This window comes from Bradyrhizobium sp. UFLA05-125, from assembly GCF_059803515.1.
The window spans coordinates 74,004-90,234 of record NZ_JBANBJ010000010.1; the positions used below are offsets into that span (position 1 = coordinate 74,004).

Consider the following 16,231-nt stretch of genomic DNA (forward strand, 5'->3'; position numbering starts at 1 on the left):
TTCCAAAACCCAATGTTTTCGCGGCTGAAACTTGCGTTCGGTCCTTGCGGGCCCCTCCCCCCCTCCTATATGAGCCTCAACCATCGCAATATCGCGGATGTTTGATCTTAGGGGGTTTTGGATCGGGTGCCTTCTGGGCCCAACCAACCTGCCGCAATAAAGAAGGATATCAGGACCATGGGAAAGGTCATTGGGATCGACCTCGGCACCACGAATTCGTGCGTCGCCGTAATGGATGGCAAGAACGCCAAAGTCATCGAGAATTCTGAAGGCATGCGCACGACGCCTTCGATCGTCGCCGTCACGGACGACGGTGAGCGCCTCGTCGGCCAGCCCGCCAAGCGCCAGGCCGTCACCAATCCCGAGCGCACCTTCTTCGCAGTGAAGCGCCTCATTGGCCGCCGCTACGACGACCCGATGGTCGAGAAGGACAAGAAGCTCGTTCCGTACAAGATCGTGAAGGCTTCCAACGGCGACGCCTGGGTCGAGGCCGATGGCCAGACCTACTCGCCCTCGCAGGTCTCGGCGTTCATCTTGCAGAAGATGAAGGAGACCGCGGAAGCCCATCTCGGCCAGAAGGTCGACCAGGCCGTCATCACCGTTCCCGCCTACTTCAACGACGCCCAGCGCCAGGCGACCAAGGACGCCGGCAAGATCGCGGGCCTTGAAGTGCTGCGCATCATCAACGAGCCGACCGCGGCCGCGCTCGCCTATGGTCTGGACAAGACCAAGGCCGGCACGATCGCCGTGTACGACCTCGGCGGCGGCACATTCGATATTTCGATTCTCGAGATCGGCGACGGCGTGTTCGAGGTGAAGTCGACCAACGGCGACACCTTCCTCGGCGGCGAGGATTTCGACATGCGCCTCGTTGGCTATCTGGCCGACGAGTTCCAGAAGGAGCAGGGCATCAACCTGCGCAACGACAAGCTCGCGCTTCAGCGCCTGAAGGAAGCCGCTGAAAAGGCCAAGATCGAGCTGTCCTCGACGACGCAGACCGAGATCAACCTGCCGTTCATCACGGCGGACCAGACCGGGCCGAAGCATCTGACCATGAAGCTCACCCGCGCCAAGTTCGAGGCGCTGGTCGATGACCTCATCCAGAAGACCGTCGAGCCCTGCCGCAAGGCGCTGAAGGATGCCGGCGTCACCGCCGGTGAGATCGGCGAAGTCGTTCTGGTCGGCGGCATGTCGCGCATGCCGAAGGTCCAGGAAGTCGTGAAGCAGCTGTTCGGCAAGGAACCGCACAAGGGCGTCAACCCCGACGAAGTCGTCGCCATCGGCGCCGCGATCCAGGCCGGCGTGCTTCAGGGCGACGTCAAGGACGTGCTGCTGCTCGACGTCACCCCGCTGTCGCTGGGCATCGAGACGCTGGGCGGCGTGTTCACCCGCATCATCGACCGCAACACCACGATCCCGACCAAGAAGAGCCAGGTGTTCTCGACCGCCGAGGACAACCAGAACGCGGTCACGATCCGCGTCTTCCAGGGCGAGCGTGAGATGGCGGCCGACAACAAGATGCTCGGCCAGTTCGACCTGATGGGCATTCCGCCGGCCCCGCGCGGCATGCCGCAGATCGAGGTGACCTTCGACATCGACGCCAACGGCATCGTCAACGTGTCCGCCAAGGACAAGGCGACCGGCAAGGAGCAGCAGATCCGCATCCAGGCCTCCGGTGGTCTGTCCGAAGCCGACATCGACAAGATGGTCAAGGACGCCGAGGCCAATGCCGCGGCCGACAAGCAGCGCCGCGAGGCGGTCGACGCCAAGAACCACGCCGACGCGCTGGTGCACTCCACCGAGAAGGCGCTGGCCGAGCACGGTTCGAAGGTCGCCGAGACCGAGCGACGCGCCATCGAGGATGCCGTCAGCGACCTCAAGGAAGCGCTGAAGGGCGACGATGCCGAGGCGATCAAGGCCAAGACCAACACGCTGGCCCAGGCTTCGATGAAGCTCGGCGAAGCCATGTACAAGCAGCAGGCCGAGGCCGACGCCAAGAAGGATGCTGCCAAGGACGACGTCGTCGACGCGGAGTTCACCGAGGTCGACGACGACAAGACCAACAAGAAGTCCGCCTGAACCCTTAGAGGGTCATGATGCGGACGGCTTGCACCCATGCTGCGATCGCCTCCCCCGACAAGGGGGAGGCCGTCGTGCCGGGTCAGACGGGGCGCTTCCCCGTTACCATCGATCAACTCCCAGCCGCTATTCTGCATGCAGCCATGCAGCCCATTGCCGTGAGGCGAGGGGGTGCTCATATCGTCGCGTGGCGACGCTGTTTTGTCCCGGCCTGAACGACCGACCGAGCTCACAATGTCCACCAAGCGCTGCTACTACGAAACCCTCGAAGTCGAACGAGACGCCGACGATTCCGTATTGAAATCGTCCTTCCGCAAGCTCGCGATGAAATTCCACCCCGACCGCAATCCCGGGGACGACAGCAGCGAAGTTCGCTTCAAGGAGATCAACGAGGCCTATGAGGTCCTGAAGGACAAGGACAAGCGCGCGGCCTATGACCGTTATGGCCACGCGGCCTTCGAGCAGGGCGGCGGCTTCGGCGGCGGTGGCGCCGGTTTCGGCGCCGGCTTTGCCTCCTCCTTCTCCGACATTTTCGAGGACCTGTTCGGCATGGCCGGACAGCGCGGCCGTGGCGGCCGCGAGCGCGGGGCCGACCTGCGCTACAACATGGAGATCACGCTCGAGGAAGCCTTTGGTGGCAAGACCGCGCAGATCGAGATCCCGGTCTCCGTCACCTGCGAATCCTGCTCGGGTACCGGCGCCAAGGCCGGCACCAAGCCGAAGACCTGCTCGACCTGCGCCGGCGCCGGCCGCGTGCGGCAGTCGCAGGGCTTCTTCACGCTGGAGCGCACATGCCCGGGTTGCCAGGGCCGCGGCCAGATGATCGAGGACGCCTGCCCGTCCTGCGCCGGGCAAGGCCGCGTCACGCGCGAGCGGACGCTGTCGGTCAATATCCCCCAGGGCGTCGAGGACGGCACGCGGATCAGGCTCGCCGGCGAAGGCGAGGCAGGGGTGCGCGGCGGTCCGTCCGGCGATCTCTACATTTTCCTGTCGCTGTCCCAGCACCAGTTCTTCCAGCGCGATGGTGCCGATCTGCATTGTCGTGTACCGATCTCGATGGTCACGGCGGCCCTTGGCGGCGAGTTCGAGGTGCCGACCATCGACAAGGGCAAGTCCAAGGTGAAGATTCCGGCCGGAACCCAGTCCGGCCGCCGATTCCGCATTGCATCAAAGGGCATGCCGGTGCTGCGCTCGCGCCAGATGGGCGACATGTACGTCCAGGTCGCCGTCGAGACGCCGCAAAATCTCACCAAGAAGCAGCAGGAATTGCTGGCCGAGTTCGAAAAACTCTCCTCCGGTGCGACCCAGCCGGAATCCGCGGGCTTCTTCGCCAAGGTCAAGGATTTCTTCGGTAATCGGGCGAATTGACTCGGCTTGACCGTATCGTTCGCGGCCTATACGTCTTTATGACCATTTTCTGACACGCCGCGGCGACGCGGTCCCGTCCGGTCCTGACATGCCCATGCAATCGTCCGTGCGCGCGTTGAAGAAGCCCCGTCTCGACGACGAGGTACGCTTTCTCCGGTCGTGGATTGAAAAGCCGCTGCACATGGGTGCGGTGATGCCGTCGGGGCGCCTGCTTGCCCGCACCATGGCGCAATATGTCGATGTCGATTCGGACGCGCCGGTGGTCGAGCTCGGGCCCGGCACCGGCGCCATCACCTCCGCGCTGGTCGAGCGCGGCATTGACCAGAAGCGCCTCGTCCTCGTCGAATACAATCCCGGTTTCTGCGCGCTGCTGCGCGACCGCTATCCGCAAGCTACGGTGGTGCAGGGCGATGCCTACCGCCTGCGCGACACGCTCTGGAAAGTGCTGGGCGCACCCGCCTCGGCCGTCGTCTCCGGCCTGCCGCTGGTCACCAAGCCGATGTTCACGCGCCTGCGGCTCATTCGCGATTCCTTCGCCGCGCTCGCGCCCGGCGCGCCCTTCGTGCAGTTCACCTATTCGGTGGTGCCGCCGATCCCGAAATCGCTGCCCGGCGTGTCCACAGAGGCCTCGGAACGGATCTGGATGAACCTTCCGCCGGCCCGCGTCTGGGTGTATCGCAAAGACTAATTCCGCCGGCTTTCGTCTTCGCGCGGCGGACCCTTTTCGCCGAACGCGTTTTTCTGGATGCCCGCACCCAAGATCCTGGTCATTCCCGGCTCGCTGCGCACCGGCTCGCACAATGCGAAGCTGGCGGCGGTCGCCGCTTATGAATTCGCGCAAGCCGGCGTCGACGTCACCCGAGTCTCGCTCGCCGACTTCCCGCTGCCGATCTATGACGGCGACCTCCAGGCGAAATCCGGCGTGCCCAAGCACGCCGTCAATCTCAAGCGCATGATCGGCGCGCATCAGGGCGTGTTGATCGTGACGCCGGAGTACAACGCCTCCGTGCCGCCACTGCTGAAGAATGCGATCGACTGGGTCAGTCGTGTGCAGGACCCGCATGAAGCGCGCGGGGAGGTGTTCCGGGGTCGTGCCTTCGCCATCGCCGGCGCCTCGCAGAGCCGTCTCGGCGGCGCGCGTGCGCTCCAGGCGCTGCGATTGATCCTGACCTCCTGCCACGCCAATGTGATTGCCAGCCAGCTCGCGCTCGGCTTTGCCGACCAGGCCTATGACGATATGGACAGGCTGAAGAACGAGGGCGATATCGCCGCGTTGCAGGACCTGGTGCGGCAACTGATCGACATTTCCCAACGCATGATGTGAGGTGACATGACGCAAGCCGAAATCGCCCCCCGCGACCGCCTGATCGTCGCGCTCGACCTGCCGAGCCCGGACCTGGCGGAGGCGATGATCAATCGGCTCGGCGACAGCGTCACCTTCTACAAGATCGGCTATCGGCTCACTTATGCCGGCGGCTTGCCGCTGGTCGGCAAGCTCGCGGACCGCGGCAAGAAAGTGTTCCTCGATCTCAAGCTGCACGACATCGGCAATACCGTGATGCAGGGCGTCCAGAGCATCAGCAAACTCGGCGCGACCTTCCTCACGGTGCACGCCTATCCGCAGACCATGAAGGCGGCGGTCGAAGGGCGCGGGTCGTCCGCCCTGAAGATTCTCGGCGTGACCGTGCTGACCTCCTACAACGATGACGATCTGCATGCGGCCGGCTACCGGCTCGGCGTCTCCGAGCTGGTCGAGGCGCGCGCGCAGCAGGCCCAGGTGCTCGGCGTCGACGGGATCGTCTGCGCGCCCGAGGAAGCCGGTAGCCTGCGCAAGATCGTCGGCCACCAGATGAACCTCGTCACGCCCGGCATCCGTCCCGCAGGCTCGGCGACCGGTGACCAAAAGCGCATCATGACGCCGGGACGCGCGATTGCCGCGGGCGCCGACTATCTCGTGGTCGGACGCCCGGTCGTCGAGGCCGCAGATCCCAAGGCGACTGCCGAGGCCATCCAGGCCGAGATCGCGCAGGCGCTGACCTGAACATCACAAGGAGAAGAAGAATGGCAGCAAAAGGCTACTGGATCGGGCGCGTCGACGTTCACAATGACGAGGGCTACAAGCCCTATGCGGCCGCCAATCTCGCGATCTTCAAGAAGTTCGGCGGACGCTATGTCGTTCGCGGCGGCAAGTTCACCAGCGTCGAGGGCCAGAGCCGCGCACGCAACGTCGTGATCGAATTCCCCGACTACGAGACCGCGCTCGCCTGCTACAACTCGCCGGAGTACCAGGCCAACATCAAGGTGCGCCAGCCGCACTCGATCGCCGACCTCATCGTCATCGAAGGCTATGACGGCCCGCAGCCGTAAGGTCGTCCAAATCTTAACCGTCATTCCGGGGCGCCCGAAGGGCGAACCCGGAATCTCGCGCTACAACCTCGAGATTCTGGGTTCGATGCTCCGGGCCGCGCTTGCGCGGTCCCGTCGCATCGCCCCGGAATGACGACGGTGTTTGGATGCCCCCCTCGGTTGCCGGAACAGCATCCCCCCGCTACAACGGGCTCGCGAAGAGGATCACACCATGTCCGAGATGCGCTTGATTGTTGCAGGAGCCGGTGGCCGGATGGGCCGGACGTTGACGCGTGCGATTGCCGAGACCGAGGGTGCGGTGCTGGCAGGCGCGCTGGAGGCGCCGGGCTCGGAACTCCTGGGCAAGGATTCCGGCGTTCTCGCAGGCTTGCCGGCCAATGGCGTGCAACTCTCGGCCGATCTCTGGGCGATGTCGGCAGAGGCCGATGGCATTCTCGACTTCACCGTGCCGGCCGCGACCATTGCCAATGTCGCGATCGCCGCGCAGCGCGGGCTCGTTCATGTTATCGGTACGACCGGCCTCTCGGCGTCGGACGACGCGGTGATCAAGAGCGTCACCAACCGCGCCGTCGTCGTCAAATCCGGCAATATGAGCCTTGGCGTCAATCTGCTCACCGCGCTGGTCAAGCGCGTGGCGCAGTCGCTGGGCGACAACTTCGATATCGAAATCGTGGAATCGCACCACCGTGCCAAGATCGACGCGCCCTCGGGCACGGCGCTGATGCTGGGCGAAGCCGCAGCGAGCGGTCGCGGCATTTCGCTGAGGGACCATTCGGCCCGCGGCCGCGATGGCATCACCGGCGCGCGCAAGCCCGGCGATATCGGCTTTGCCTCCCTGCGAGGCGGTACCGTCGCCGGCGAGCACAGCGTGAGCTTTTTCGGCCCCTTCGAGCGGCTGACACTGTCGCATCATGCCGAGGACCGGATGCTGTTCGCCCATGGCGCGCTGAAGGCGGCGCTGTGGGCCCATGGCAAGAAGCCGGGCCTTTACTCGATGGCCGATGTGCTCGGTCTGGGCGATACCTGATCAATCGAACGCAACGAACGGAAAGCAGGAATGAGCGAACGTCTTCTCGTGCTCGTGCGCCACGGCCAGAGCGAATGGAATTTGAAGAACCTGTTCACGGGATGGAAGGATCCCGATCTCACCGAGCAGGGCGTGGCGGAAGCCAAGGACGCCGGTCGCAAGCTGAAGGCGAAAGGACTCGTCTTCGACGTCGCCTTCACCTCGGTGCTGTCGCGCGCCCAGCACACGCTCGATCTCATTCTCACCGAGCTCGGCCAGACCGGCCTGCCCACGTCAAAGGACCTCGCGCTGAACGAGCGCGACTATGGTGATCTCTCCGGCCTCAACAAGGATGATGCGCGCAAGAAATGGGGTGAGGAGCAGGTCCACGTCTGGCGCCGCTCCTACGACGTGCCGCCGCCCGGCGGCGAAAGCCTGAAGGACACGCTGGCGCGCGCGCTGCCCTACTACGTGCAGGAGATTTTGCCGGGCGTGCTCAACGGCAAGCGCACGCTGGTCGCCGCCCACGGCAACTCGCTGCGTGCACTGATCATGGTGCTCGAAAAGCTCTCGCCCGAGGGCATTTTGAAGCGCGAGCTCGCGACCGGCGTGCCGATCATCTACCGACTCAATGCGGATTCGACGGTGGAGTCGAAGCTGGATCTGGCGGGGTAGCAAATTAACAACGTTGTCATTCCGGGGCGCCCGAAGGGCGAACCCGGAATCCCGAGATTCCGGGTTCGATGCTACGCATCGCCCCGGAATGACGGAGTAGGTGGCGCAGCTACTGCACCCCGAGCTGCCCCGCTTCCCAGCCCAGCATCGCCTGCTTGCGGGTAACGCCCCAGTGATAGCCGGTGAGCTTGCCGTCCTTGCCGAGTGCACGGTGGCAGGGCACGACGAAGGAGACGGGGTTCTTGCCGACCGCGGCACCGACGGCGCGCGAAGCCTTCGGGCTGTTGATCTTGCAGGCGATGTCCGAATAGGACACCGCGCGTCCCATCGGGATCTTCAGCAGCGTCTCCCACACCCGCACCTCGAAATCGGTGCCGATCATGACCACACGCAGCGGCTGGTCCGGCCGCCACAGCTTCGTGTCGAAGATGCGCTGTGCGAGCGGCGCGGTGCCCTCATGGTCCTCGACGTAAGTGGCGGACGGCCAGCGCCGCGTCATGTCGGCGAGTGCGGCCTGCTCCTCGCCGGGATCGGCGAAGGCAAGCCCCGACAATCCGCGATTGGTCGCGATCACGATCGCGGTGCCGAAGGGACAGGGATGGAAACCGTAACGCAAGGTCAGGCCGGCGCCGCCATTCTTCCATTCGCCCGGCGACATCGCTTCGTGGGTGACGAAGAGATCGTGCAGCCGTCCCGGGCCCGAGAGGCCTGAGTCGAGTGCGGCGTCGAGGATGCTTGCGGAATCGCGCAGCAGGTGCTTGGCGTGGTCGAGCGTCAGCGCCTGCATGAAGGCTTTTGGCGTGATCGACGCCCAGCGGCGGAACAGGTGGTGCAGCTCGTCCGGCGTGACGCCGGCAGCGTCCGCCATCGCCTCGATGGTTGGCTGCGCGCGCCAGTTCTCCGAGATGAAGGCGATCGCGCGGCGCACGGAATCATAGTCCCGCAGCGCGGCGTTCTGGTGGCCCGGCCTGGCCAGGCGCTGGTCATGTATGGCGAGTGTCATCATGACCGGAAATGTAGGAGGAGGAGGCGCTCCAAACCACCCGATTTCTGACAGAGTTCACGCGATCGGGTTGTAGGTCGGGCCACGCCTGGCGGCATTCAGGGCGTCAATTAAGGCTTTGGCAAAGCTTGCCTTTTCCTCCGGGCCCAAGAAGCTGGCGATCGAGACGCTGCGGCCCCGCGACACCAGATAGAGCCGTTCGAGGCCATACTCCTCGTCCGCCTCCTGCTCGAGCCGGACCCAGAGCGGATTGAACACCCACTCGGCGACATGGCCGCGATGGCTGACCCGCCGCACGCGTAATTCGGAAACCGTGACCACGATCTCCTCGCTCGCCCGCGCGGCGCGGAAATTGACCTTGAAGGCCCACCAGATCACCAGTACGTCGAGGCCGAAAAAGCCGAACACCGGCCAGGCGCCCATCATCAGGAAGACGATCCCGGTCACAAAGCTGACGACGCTGAGGAACAGCATCACGGCAAGAAAGCCGGTGCGGTTCAGCGAGCGATGTGGCGTCAGCAGCGCGGAGAAGATCTGCACCTCGCTCTCGCGCTCAAATTCGTTGCCTGTGTTCATGGCCTGTCAGTATATCCCGGTCATGGCAAAAATCACCCGCAAGGCGGCCGTCCGCAAATCCCCTGCGCCGAAGAAGGCAAAGACGAAAGCCGCCAAGCCCGCGCGGGCCGCAAAGACATCGCTCGAGGCCACAAAGCCCAAGACGATCAAGCCCAAGCCAAAGCCAAAGCCAAAGCTCAAGGCGATGAAACCCTGGACGCCGGCCGAGATCCACGAGGTCTTTTCTCGCTTTCGCAAGGCCAATCCTGAGCCGAAGGGGGAGCTCGAGCATCTCAATCCCTTCACGCTGCTCGTTGCCGTCGTGCTGTCGGCCCAGGCCACCGACGCCGGAGTCAACAAGGCAACGCGCGAATTGTTTCAGGTCGCCGACACCCCGCAAAAGATGCTCGATCTCGGCGAGGAGCTCCTCCGCGAGTACATCAAGACCATCGGCCTCTACCGCACCAAGGCGAAGAACGTGATCGCGCTGTCGGCCAAGCTGCTGACCGATTTCGGCGGCGAGGTGCCGCGCACGCGTGCTGAAATCGAGTCGCTGCCGGGCGCGGGGCGCAAGACCGCCAATGTCGTGCTCAACATGGCCTTCGGCGAGCACACGATGGCGGTCGACACGCACGTCTTTCGCGTCGGCAACCGCACGGGCCTTGCGCCCGGCAAGACGCCGCTCGAGGTCGAGCTCGGTCTCGAAAAGGTGATCCCGGCCGAGTTCATGCTGCATGCCCATCATTGGCTCATCCTGCACGGCCGCTATACTTGCCTCGCGCGCAAGCCGCGTTGCGAGGTATGCCTGATCAACGATCTCTGCCGGTGGCCGGAGAAGACGGTCTGAGCAAGGTTCCTCCGTCATTCCGGGGCGATGCTCCGGGTCGCGCTCGCGCGATCCCGTCGTATCGCCCGGAATGACGATGGAAGAACTGCATTCGCGGCATGATTTCGGGGTGCGGAAACCTCACGGTCAGCCAGGGCATTGCTGCTCGTGACCCGACCGCAAGCCAACTGTCGCCCGGCTCGCGCGCGAGTCCGGGAGGGTACTGGTCAACCTGTTCGTGCGCGGCGGCGTGCGGATCAGGCGATACTTCTGCCCTCCATCATCCGGAGTTTGACAGTTTCGCAAGTCTTGCGAACATCCTCCGTAAACAGCGCACATTCTTCGATGCGCTTGAAAATCTTCTTGGCTTCCTCGCGATATGAGGCCGCAGTGTCTCGCATGAAGGCAATCGTAGTGTGCACCTCGGCGGTCATCGCCTCGCATTTTTTTGCCGCGCTGATCAACTCGGTCCCCATAGCTTCGATCTCTTTGGCCGCGGCCTCATAGTCGCGCACAACCGCCTCGGCAGTGAGTTGGCCTACACGCGAAACCCCATCTCGATGCTCGACGTAGTCAGGCAATGACTCGGATAGAGGCGGTGGGACAACCCAGCCGGGCGACCCGGGCAAAGCCGCCGTGACATCTGCTTCAAGCCTGGCCAGATCTACTGACTTGTTTCTCGGAAATCTTTCGATGTTTGCCATGGATCAATTCTCCTAATGGACTCTACCCTCAGGAAATGGAGCCGATGCGCGAGAGATTCCGGACAACTGTTCGCAGGCCCCGCCATTCCGCGGGATCGCCTCGGACTGGCGAGCTGATTGAGAATCCTGATTCGTGGCGAAAGATCCGCAAAACTACGGCGATGGTCCATCGTGGGGACGTTCTCCTCGGGCGTCCACTTTCAGGCTAAGGCCCCGATCGTCCGCTTCTGGCGATCGCTCGCCGTCACCGCATATACCGCGCCGGCTCGATCAGCTCGGGCCGCCGCCCCGACAGGCGCTTGTGCATGTGGACCATGAACGCCATGCCGAAGATCGGCGTCGCCAGGTTGACGATCGGGATCGACACGAAGGCGGCGATGATCAGGCCCGCGGCGAAGATGGTCGCAGCGTTATCGCGCCGCATCGCCTTGGCGTCCTCCGGCGGGCGGAAGCGCATGGCGGCAAGCTCGAAATATTCGCGGCCCAGAAGCCATGCGGTGGCGAGGAAGAAGATCAGGAAGCCGGCGCCGGCGAGAAACACGAAGGGCAGCACGATCAGATAGACCAGGATGGTCAGCAGTGCCGTCTTGACGCCCTCATGGATGGCCATGGTGAACGGCAGTGCGACGCCCGGTCGCTCGGCCGGATAGTGCTCGCGCTCGACATGATCGGCGACGTCGTCGACGAACAGGCTCGCCACCAGCGAGGTGATCGCGGGCATCAGGAGGATGCCGCCGAACACCACGCCAAGGCCGGCCGCGATCGAGACGATCCAGGCCAGCACCTCCAGCGCGGAGTGCCAGCCGGGACCGAGCAGCCCCTCGAGCCACGCCTCGCCATAGGTGGCAAACCAGCTGAGCAGTCGCTGCAAGCCGATCGCCAGCACGGTGATCAGCACGAGCGCGACGCCGATCGAGCGCCACAGGATCGAGCGCATCGGCGGTGAGATGATCTGCGACAGCGCCTTGACGGCGGCATCAAGCATCGGGGTACCTCTCAGGAGAATTCACCCGCGAGAGGTAGCCATGCCGACCTCTTTCGGCAAGGGAGGCTGACGAGTGAGGCTGACCTGCCGCGCGTACGGCCTACAGCATGATCCGGAAAAGTGTGTAGCGGTTTTCCGAAAAGATCATGCTCAAACAACAACCTAAAGCGCAATCTCATCGCGCTTTAGTGTTCAGCCGCGATGCTGGCCCAGCAAGTGATGGCGCTGCAGACCGAGCTCCAGCGGCCGAACCCCTTGTAGATCTGGGCTGCGACCTGTTCCTGCTGCTTCAGCGTGCCCTCGGCCTTGATCTGCGGGTCGGAGACGTTGCGGATCGCAAGCCAGCGCGGCGCCTTCGCGCCCATGTCCTTGGCGACGAGCCCGAGGATCGCATCGCCCATCTCGGAGACGTCACCGAGGCCCTGGAGATGGAAGTGATCGTCCGAGGTGTCAAAGCCGAAGAAGTCGGTAGTGACCACGGACGAGCTCAATCCACTTGGCTTCACCACGAAGATTTTTGGCGGCCGCGTATTGTCCTTCGGCAGTTGTCCGGCATTGGCCTTGAACAGCGTCCTGGCCTCTGCAAAGCGCGTCGTCTTCGCCGACTTGCTCGAAAAATGCTCCTGCGCGAACGGCTGCTTCTTGAATTTCGACAGGCAGTCGAAGCGAACGATCGGGCTGACGATGACGTCGCCGACCTCGACCTGCTTGCCGATGCCGCCGGCGGTTCCCGTGGTGATGACGAGCGAGGGTTGCACCTCCTGGATGATCTGGCGCCAGACGTCGATGTTCGGCAATTGCGGACCGTCCTGCGACATGTGCGAATCGGACTTGAAGATCACGACCTTCTTCTTGCCGATCGTCGTGGTCCAGTAGGTGCCGAGCCGCTTCAGCTCCATGGCGGGGCAGCCGTTGCGCATCTTCTTCGAGATGGTCGCGAAATTGTGCTTGTAGGGCAGGTAGTCGTTGCGGGAGTCCTTACCCGGCGTCAGCACGCGGCTCAGCGCATGGCCCTCGTCGACCGTCCAGGTCACCACGAGTACGTCCGCGCGCGGCAACGGGCTGTTGCCGTTGCCCTTCGGCTTCGGCCCGGTCTGCGGCGCCAGGCCCTTCGGCCAGGGAATGTCGGTGAAGCGCGACAGTCCGGTCGCCGTCGAGAAGGCCATGAACTCGCGGCCCGCGGGCGATTCCGAATCGAAGTCGATGATCTCGCGCTGAAAATCTTCCGGAGAAACTTTTACGGACCGCTTCACCGCTGCGTCCGCCAGACGCTTGACCGCGAAGGTATCTCGCGGCGGCGGCGTCGTGATCGGATCGAAACCCAGATTTCTCTGAACCCATTTGCGATCAGCCAGCATCGCTCAACTCCTGCGCAATTGATTTTGACAGTATCTTCCATTGGTCGGCCAAGCGGACCGACGGTTGCAATTTTAAATCGAGTTCGCGGATATCCATTGGTCTGAGCCACTGACCAATTTCGTTCCGGATTGAGGATGTCGATCTTTTGATCGGTATAACAAAGGTATTTCTGAAAAAAGATCGTCCAATATCTGAACCAATTTCGATCGCAGATTACACCTATAGTTGAATACCGGCAATCGACCTTCCAATCACAAACGGAGGAAGTCATGGCAGGCACGATCAAACGCGTGGCACTGGCGGACAGCGCACGAAAGTTGCCGAAAGGGGCCAAGCTGGTTGGCGCGGCCGATCCCAAGCAGGAGATCGAGATCAGTGTCCGCCTGCGCGCCAAGCGCTCCGACGATGAGACCGTGATGGCGCTGGGTGCGCAACTGCCGCGAGAACGGCAATATCTTTCCCGCGCCGAATTTGCCGAGCAGATGGGCGCCGATCCCGCTGATGTCGCCAAGATCGACAATTTTGCGCATCACAACGATCTCAACGTCAAGAGCGTGCATCTGGCCTCGCGCACGGTGAAGCTGACCGGCACGGTGAAGGCGCTGAGCGCGGCCTTCGGCGTCAAGCTCAACAAGGTCAAGCACGAGGGCGCGACCTATCGGATGCGCAAGGGCAGCGTGCAGATTCCAACTGAGCTCGAGGGGATCGTCATCGGCGTGCACGGGCTCGACAATCGTCCGGTCGCGCGTCCGCACTTCCGGCGCAAGCGGATCGGACGGGCGGCGATCGCGCACGCGGCGCAGAGCCGCAGCTTCTCGGTCGAGCAGGTCGCCCAGCTCTACAACTTCCCGGACGGCGAGACCGGCGCCGGCCAGTGCATCGCCATCATCGAGCTCAACGACATCGACCAGAAGGGCAAGCCGACGGGAGCCGGCTACAAGACGTCGGACCTGAAGACGTTCTTCAAGAAAGCGGGAATCCCGATGCCGCAGATCGCGCCGGCGAGCGTCGATGGCGGCGCCAACAAGCCCGGCCACTCCGAGGCCGACGGCGAGGTCGTGCTGGATATCGAGGTCGCAGGCGCCATCGCGCCGGGGGCCAGGATCGTGGTCTATTTCGCGCCCAACACCACCAACGGCTTCATCGATGCGGTCAAGGCGGCAGTCCACGACAGCGCGCGAAAACCGTCGGTGATCTCGATCAGCTGGGGCGGCCCGGAGGACCCGGAAGGTTCGCAGCAATTCGTCGATGGCCTGAACGAGGCGATCCGCGACGCAGCCGCAATGGGCGTCACCGTCTGTGTCGCCTCCGGCGACAACGGCTCAGCCGACATGGGCGAGGGTTGGGACGGCAAGCCGCATGCCGATTTCCCGGCGTCGAGCCCGTTTGCGCTGGCCTGCGGCGGTACCAACCTCACGGCGTCGAATGGCCAGATCCAGGAGGTGGTCTGGAATGGCGGGCCCCAGGATGGAGCGGGCGGCGGCGGCGTCAGCGTCGTGTTCGCCCAGCCAAAGTACCAGGCCAACGCCCATGTCCCGAAATCGCCGACGCATCACGGCGGGCGCGGCGTGCCCGATATCGCGGGCGACGCCGATCCGGCGACCGGCTATCAGATCTTCCTCAACGGCGCCGGCGCCACGATCGGCGGCACCAGCGCGGTGGCCCCACTGATGGCCGGGTTGATCGCGCGGATCAATGAGGCGACGACCAAGAAGTTCGGCAAGACGGTCGGTTTCATCAATCCGCTGATCTACGCAACCAGCGCGAAAGGTGCGTTCCGCGACATCACCAGTGGCAACAACGACATCACCGGTCAGCTGCACGGCATGTACAAGGCCGGCCCCGGCTGGGATGCCTGCTCCGGTCTCGGCGTTCCCAACGGCACGGCGCTGCAGGATCTGCTGGCGGCGTGATTCAGGCTGCCCTCTCCCCGCCCGTCGCGGGGAGAGGGGCGCCTCCTCTCCGTCATTGCGAGCGCAGCGAAGCAATCCAGACCGCCTCCGTGAAAAGACTCTGGATTGCTTCGTCGCAAGTGCTCCTCGCAATGACGGATGTGGCGTCGGTATCGAGCGCCTTGCCGATGAACCCGAGTTATGCGAGGAGATGCTCATGACCGATCCGATGACCCCATCCATCTGCACCTGGTGGCGCTCCTTCTGAAGGAGCGGCGCGTCGTCATGTCTTTCATTCGACCATCGCCGCCGTGTTCGGCATGGTCGTCATTCAAGAACCCTCTGTCGAAGCGCGGCGGCTCCAATTCCGGAGACGTCAATGCTTTCCTCTGCGCATGAAAAGCCGATCATCAAGCCGATCATCCTGACCGGTGATCGCCCCACCGGTCCGTTGCATCTCGGGCACTATGCGGGCTCGCTCCGAAACCGCGTCGCCCTGCAACGGTCGCACCGGCAATTCGTCCTCATCGCCGACGGCCAGGCGCTGACCGACAATGCCGATGATCCCGACAAGGTGAGGCGGAATATCATCGAGGTGGCGCTGGACTATCTCGCCGTCGGCATCGATCCCCGCGAGACGACGATCTGCCTGCAATCGGCACTGCCGGCGCTGGCGGAGCTGTCGCTGCTCTATCTGAACTTCGTCACCGTGGCGCGGCTGGAGCGTAACCCGACGGTCAAGGCGGAAATCCAGATGCGGGGCTTCGAGCGCGACATCCCGGCCGGCTTCCTCTGCTATCCCGTCGCGCAGGCCGCAGACATCACCGCGTTCAGGGCGAGTGTCGTTCCCGTGGGGGAAGATCAGGCGCCGATGATCGAGCAGACCAACGAGATCGTGCGGCGGATCAATCGCCAGGCCGGACGCGAGCTGCTGCCCGAAGCCGAGGCGATGATCCCGACCACGGGGCGGCTTCCCGGCATCGACGGCCGGGCGAAGATGAGCAAGTCGCTGGGCAATAGCATCGCGCTGTCGGCATCCCCGGACGAGATTCGCGAGGCCGTGCGCAAGATGTACACAGATCCCGGACATGTCAGGGCCAGCGACCCCGGACAGGTCGAGGGCAATGTCGTCTTCACCTATCTCGATGCATTCGCCGAGGATCAGGCCGAAGTGGATGACCTGAAGGCGCACTATCGGGCCGGGGGCCTCGGCGACGTCGCGGTCAAGAGACGCCTGGAGGACATCTTGCAAGCCTTGCTCGCGCCGATTCGCGAACGTCGGCACCGGCTCGCGCGGGATCGATCCTACGTGCTCGCAGAGCTACGGAGGGGTACCGAACGCGCGAAAGGGATCACTCAGGCGACGCTGGACGAGGTCAAGGCAGGCTTGGGGTTATTCGTGTTCTGACGCG

16 protein-coding genes are annotated in these 16,231 nt (G+C 63.8%); 11 read left to right on the top strand and 5 right to left on the bottom strand.

Annotated features, from left to right (window positions below):
• The first annotated feature begins 177 nt into the window (after window positions 1–177).
• The 8 genes from dnaK to SO156_RS12850 all read left to right on the top strand — a co-directional run bounded on the left by dnaK (window position 178) and on the right by SO156_RS12850 (window position 7,495).
• Window positions 178–2,079, top strand: a complete 1,902-nt coding sequence (gene dnaK / locus SO156_RS12815; protein ID WP_458144539.1) for a molecular chaperone DnaK — start codon at window positions 178–180, stop codon at window positions 2,077–2,079.
• Between the two features lie 234 nt (window positions 2,080–2,313).
• Window positions 2,314–3,447, top strand: a complete 1,134-nt coding sequence (gene dnaJ, locus SO156_RS12820) for a molecular chaperone DnaJ (RefSeq protein ID WP_458144538.1) — start codon at window positions 2,314–2,316, stop codon at window positions 3,445–3,447.
• 88 nt (window positions 3,448–3,535) lie between these two features.
• Entirely contained in the window at window positions 3,536–4,135 is a 600-nt protein-coding gene (locus tag SO156_RS12825) for a class I SAM-dependent methyltransferase (protein ID WP_458144537.1), read from the top strand.
• Window positions 4,136–4,192: 57 nt separating this feature from the next.
• Window positions 4,193–4,771 (top strand): NADPH-dependent FMN reductase, encoded by a 579-nt coding sequence (locus SO156_RS12830; RefSeq protein WP_458144536.1) that lies wholly within the window; start codon window positions 4,193–4,195, stop codon window positions 4,769–4,771.
• Between the two features lie 6 nt (window positions 4,772–4,777).
• Window positions 4,778–5,488, top strand: a complete 711-nt coding sequence (pyrF, locus tag SO156_RS12835; RefSeq protein WP_458144535.1) for an orotidine-5'-phosphate decarboxylase — start codon at window positions 4,778–4,780, stop codon at window positions 5,486–5,488.
• 20 nt (window positions 5,489–5,508) lie between these two features.
• Complete coding sequence (locus SO156_RS12840; RefSeq protein WP_498535016.1) at window positions 5,509–5,814, top strand: DUF1330 domain-containing protein; 306 nt, start codon at window positions 5,509–5,511, stop codon at window positions 5,812–5,814.
• 211 nt (window positions 5,815–6,025) lie between these two features.
• Window positions 6,026–6,841 (top strand): 4-hydroxy-tetrahydrodipicolinate reductase, encoded by an 816-nt coding sequence (gene dapB, locus SO156_RS12845; protein ID WP_498535017.1) that lies wholly within the window; start codon window positions 6,026–6,028, stop codon window positions 6,839–6,841.
• Window positions 6,842–6,871: 30 nt separating this feature from the next.
• Entirely contained in the window at window positions 6,872–7,495 is a 624-nt protein-coding gene (locus SO156_RS12850) for a 2,3-bisphosphoglycerate-dependent phosphoglycerate mutase (protein ID WP_458144532.1), read from the top strand.
• 109 nt (window positions 7,496–7,604) lie between these two features.
• Here SO156_RS12850 and SO156_RS12855 read toward each other — a convergent pair whose 3' ends face one another.
• Window positions 7,605–8,501, bottom strand: a complete 897-nt coding sequence (locus SO156_RS12855; RefSeq protein ID WP_498535018.1) for a methylated-DNA--[protein]-cysteine S-methyltransferase — start codon at window positions 8,499–8,501, stop codon at window positions 7,605–7,607.
• A 54-nt stretch (window positions 8,502–8,555) separates the two neighbouring features.
• A complete protein-coding gene (locus SO156_RS12860; protein ID WP_498535019.1) occupies window positions 8,556–9,074 on the bottom strand; it encodes a DUF2244 domain-containing protein in 519 nt (172 codons plus the stop codon).
• Window positions 9,075–9,096: 22 nt separating this feature from the next.
• On the opposite strand from SO156_RS12860, the gene nth reads away from it, so the two are divergent.
• Window positions 9,097–9,900 carry an endonuclease III gene (gene nth, locus SO156_RS12865; protein ID WP_498535020.1) on the top strand — a complete coding sequence of 268 codons (804 nt, stop codon included), beginning with the start codon at window positions 9,097–9,099 and terminating at the stop codon, window positions 9,898–9,900.
• 236 nt (window positions 9,901–10,136) lie between these two features.
• Here nth and SO156_RS12870 read toward each other — a convergent pair whose 3' ends face one another.
• The 3 genes from SO156_RS12870 to SO156_RS12880 all read right to left on the bottom strand — a co-directional run bounded on the left by SO156_RS12870 (window position 10,137) and on the right by SO156_RS12880 (window position 12,926).
• On the bottom strand, window positions 10,137–10,583 hold the full coding sequence (locus SO156_RS12870; RefSeq protein ID WP_458144528.1) for a hypothetical protein: 447 nt from the start codon (window positions 10,581–10,583) through the stop codon (window positions 10,137–10,139).
• A gap of 244 nt (window positions 10,584–10,827) precedes the next feature.
• A complete protein-coding gene (locus SO156_RS12875; protein WP_498535021.1) occupies window positions 10,828–11,568 on the bottom strand; it encodes a sulfate transporter family protein in 741 nt (246 codons plus the stop codon).
• 185 nt (window positions 11,569–11,753) lie between these two features.
• A complete protein-coding gene (locus tag SO156_RS12880) occupies window positions 11,754–12,926 on the bottom strand; it encodes a phosphorylase family protein (RefSeq protein ID WP_498535022.1) in 1,173 nt (390 codons plus the stop codon).
• A 270-nt stretch (window positions 12,927–13,196) separates the two neighbouring features.
• On the opposite strand from SO156_RS12880, the gene SO156_RS12885 reads away from it, so the two are divergent.
• Together SO156_RS12885 and trpS are read left to right on the top strand one after the other, a co-directional pair.
• Window positions 13,197–14,840, top strand: a complete 1,644-nt coding sequence (locus SO156_RS12885) for a S53 family peptidase (RefSeq protein WP_498535023.1) — start codon at window positions 13,197–13,199, stop codon at window positions 14,838–14,840.
• A 358-nt stretch (window positions 14,841–15,198) separates the two neighbouring features.
• Window positions 15,199–16,227, top strand: coding sequence for a tryptophan--tRNA ligase (gene trpS / locus SO156_RS12890; protein WP_498535024.1), 1,029 nt, complete (start codon window positions 15,199–15,201; stop codon window positions 16,225–16,227).
• The last annotated feature ends 4 nt before the right edge of the window (window positions 16,228–16,231 follow it).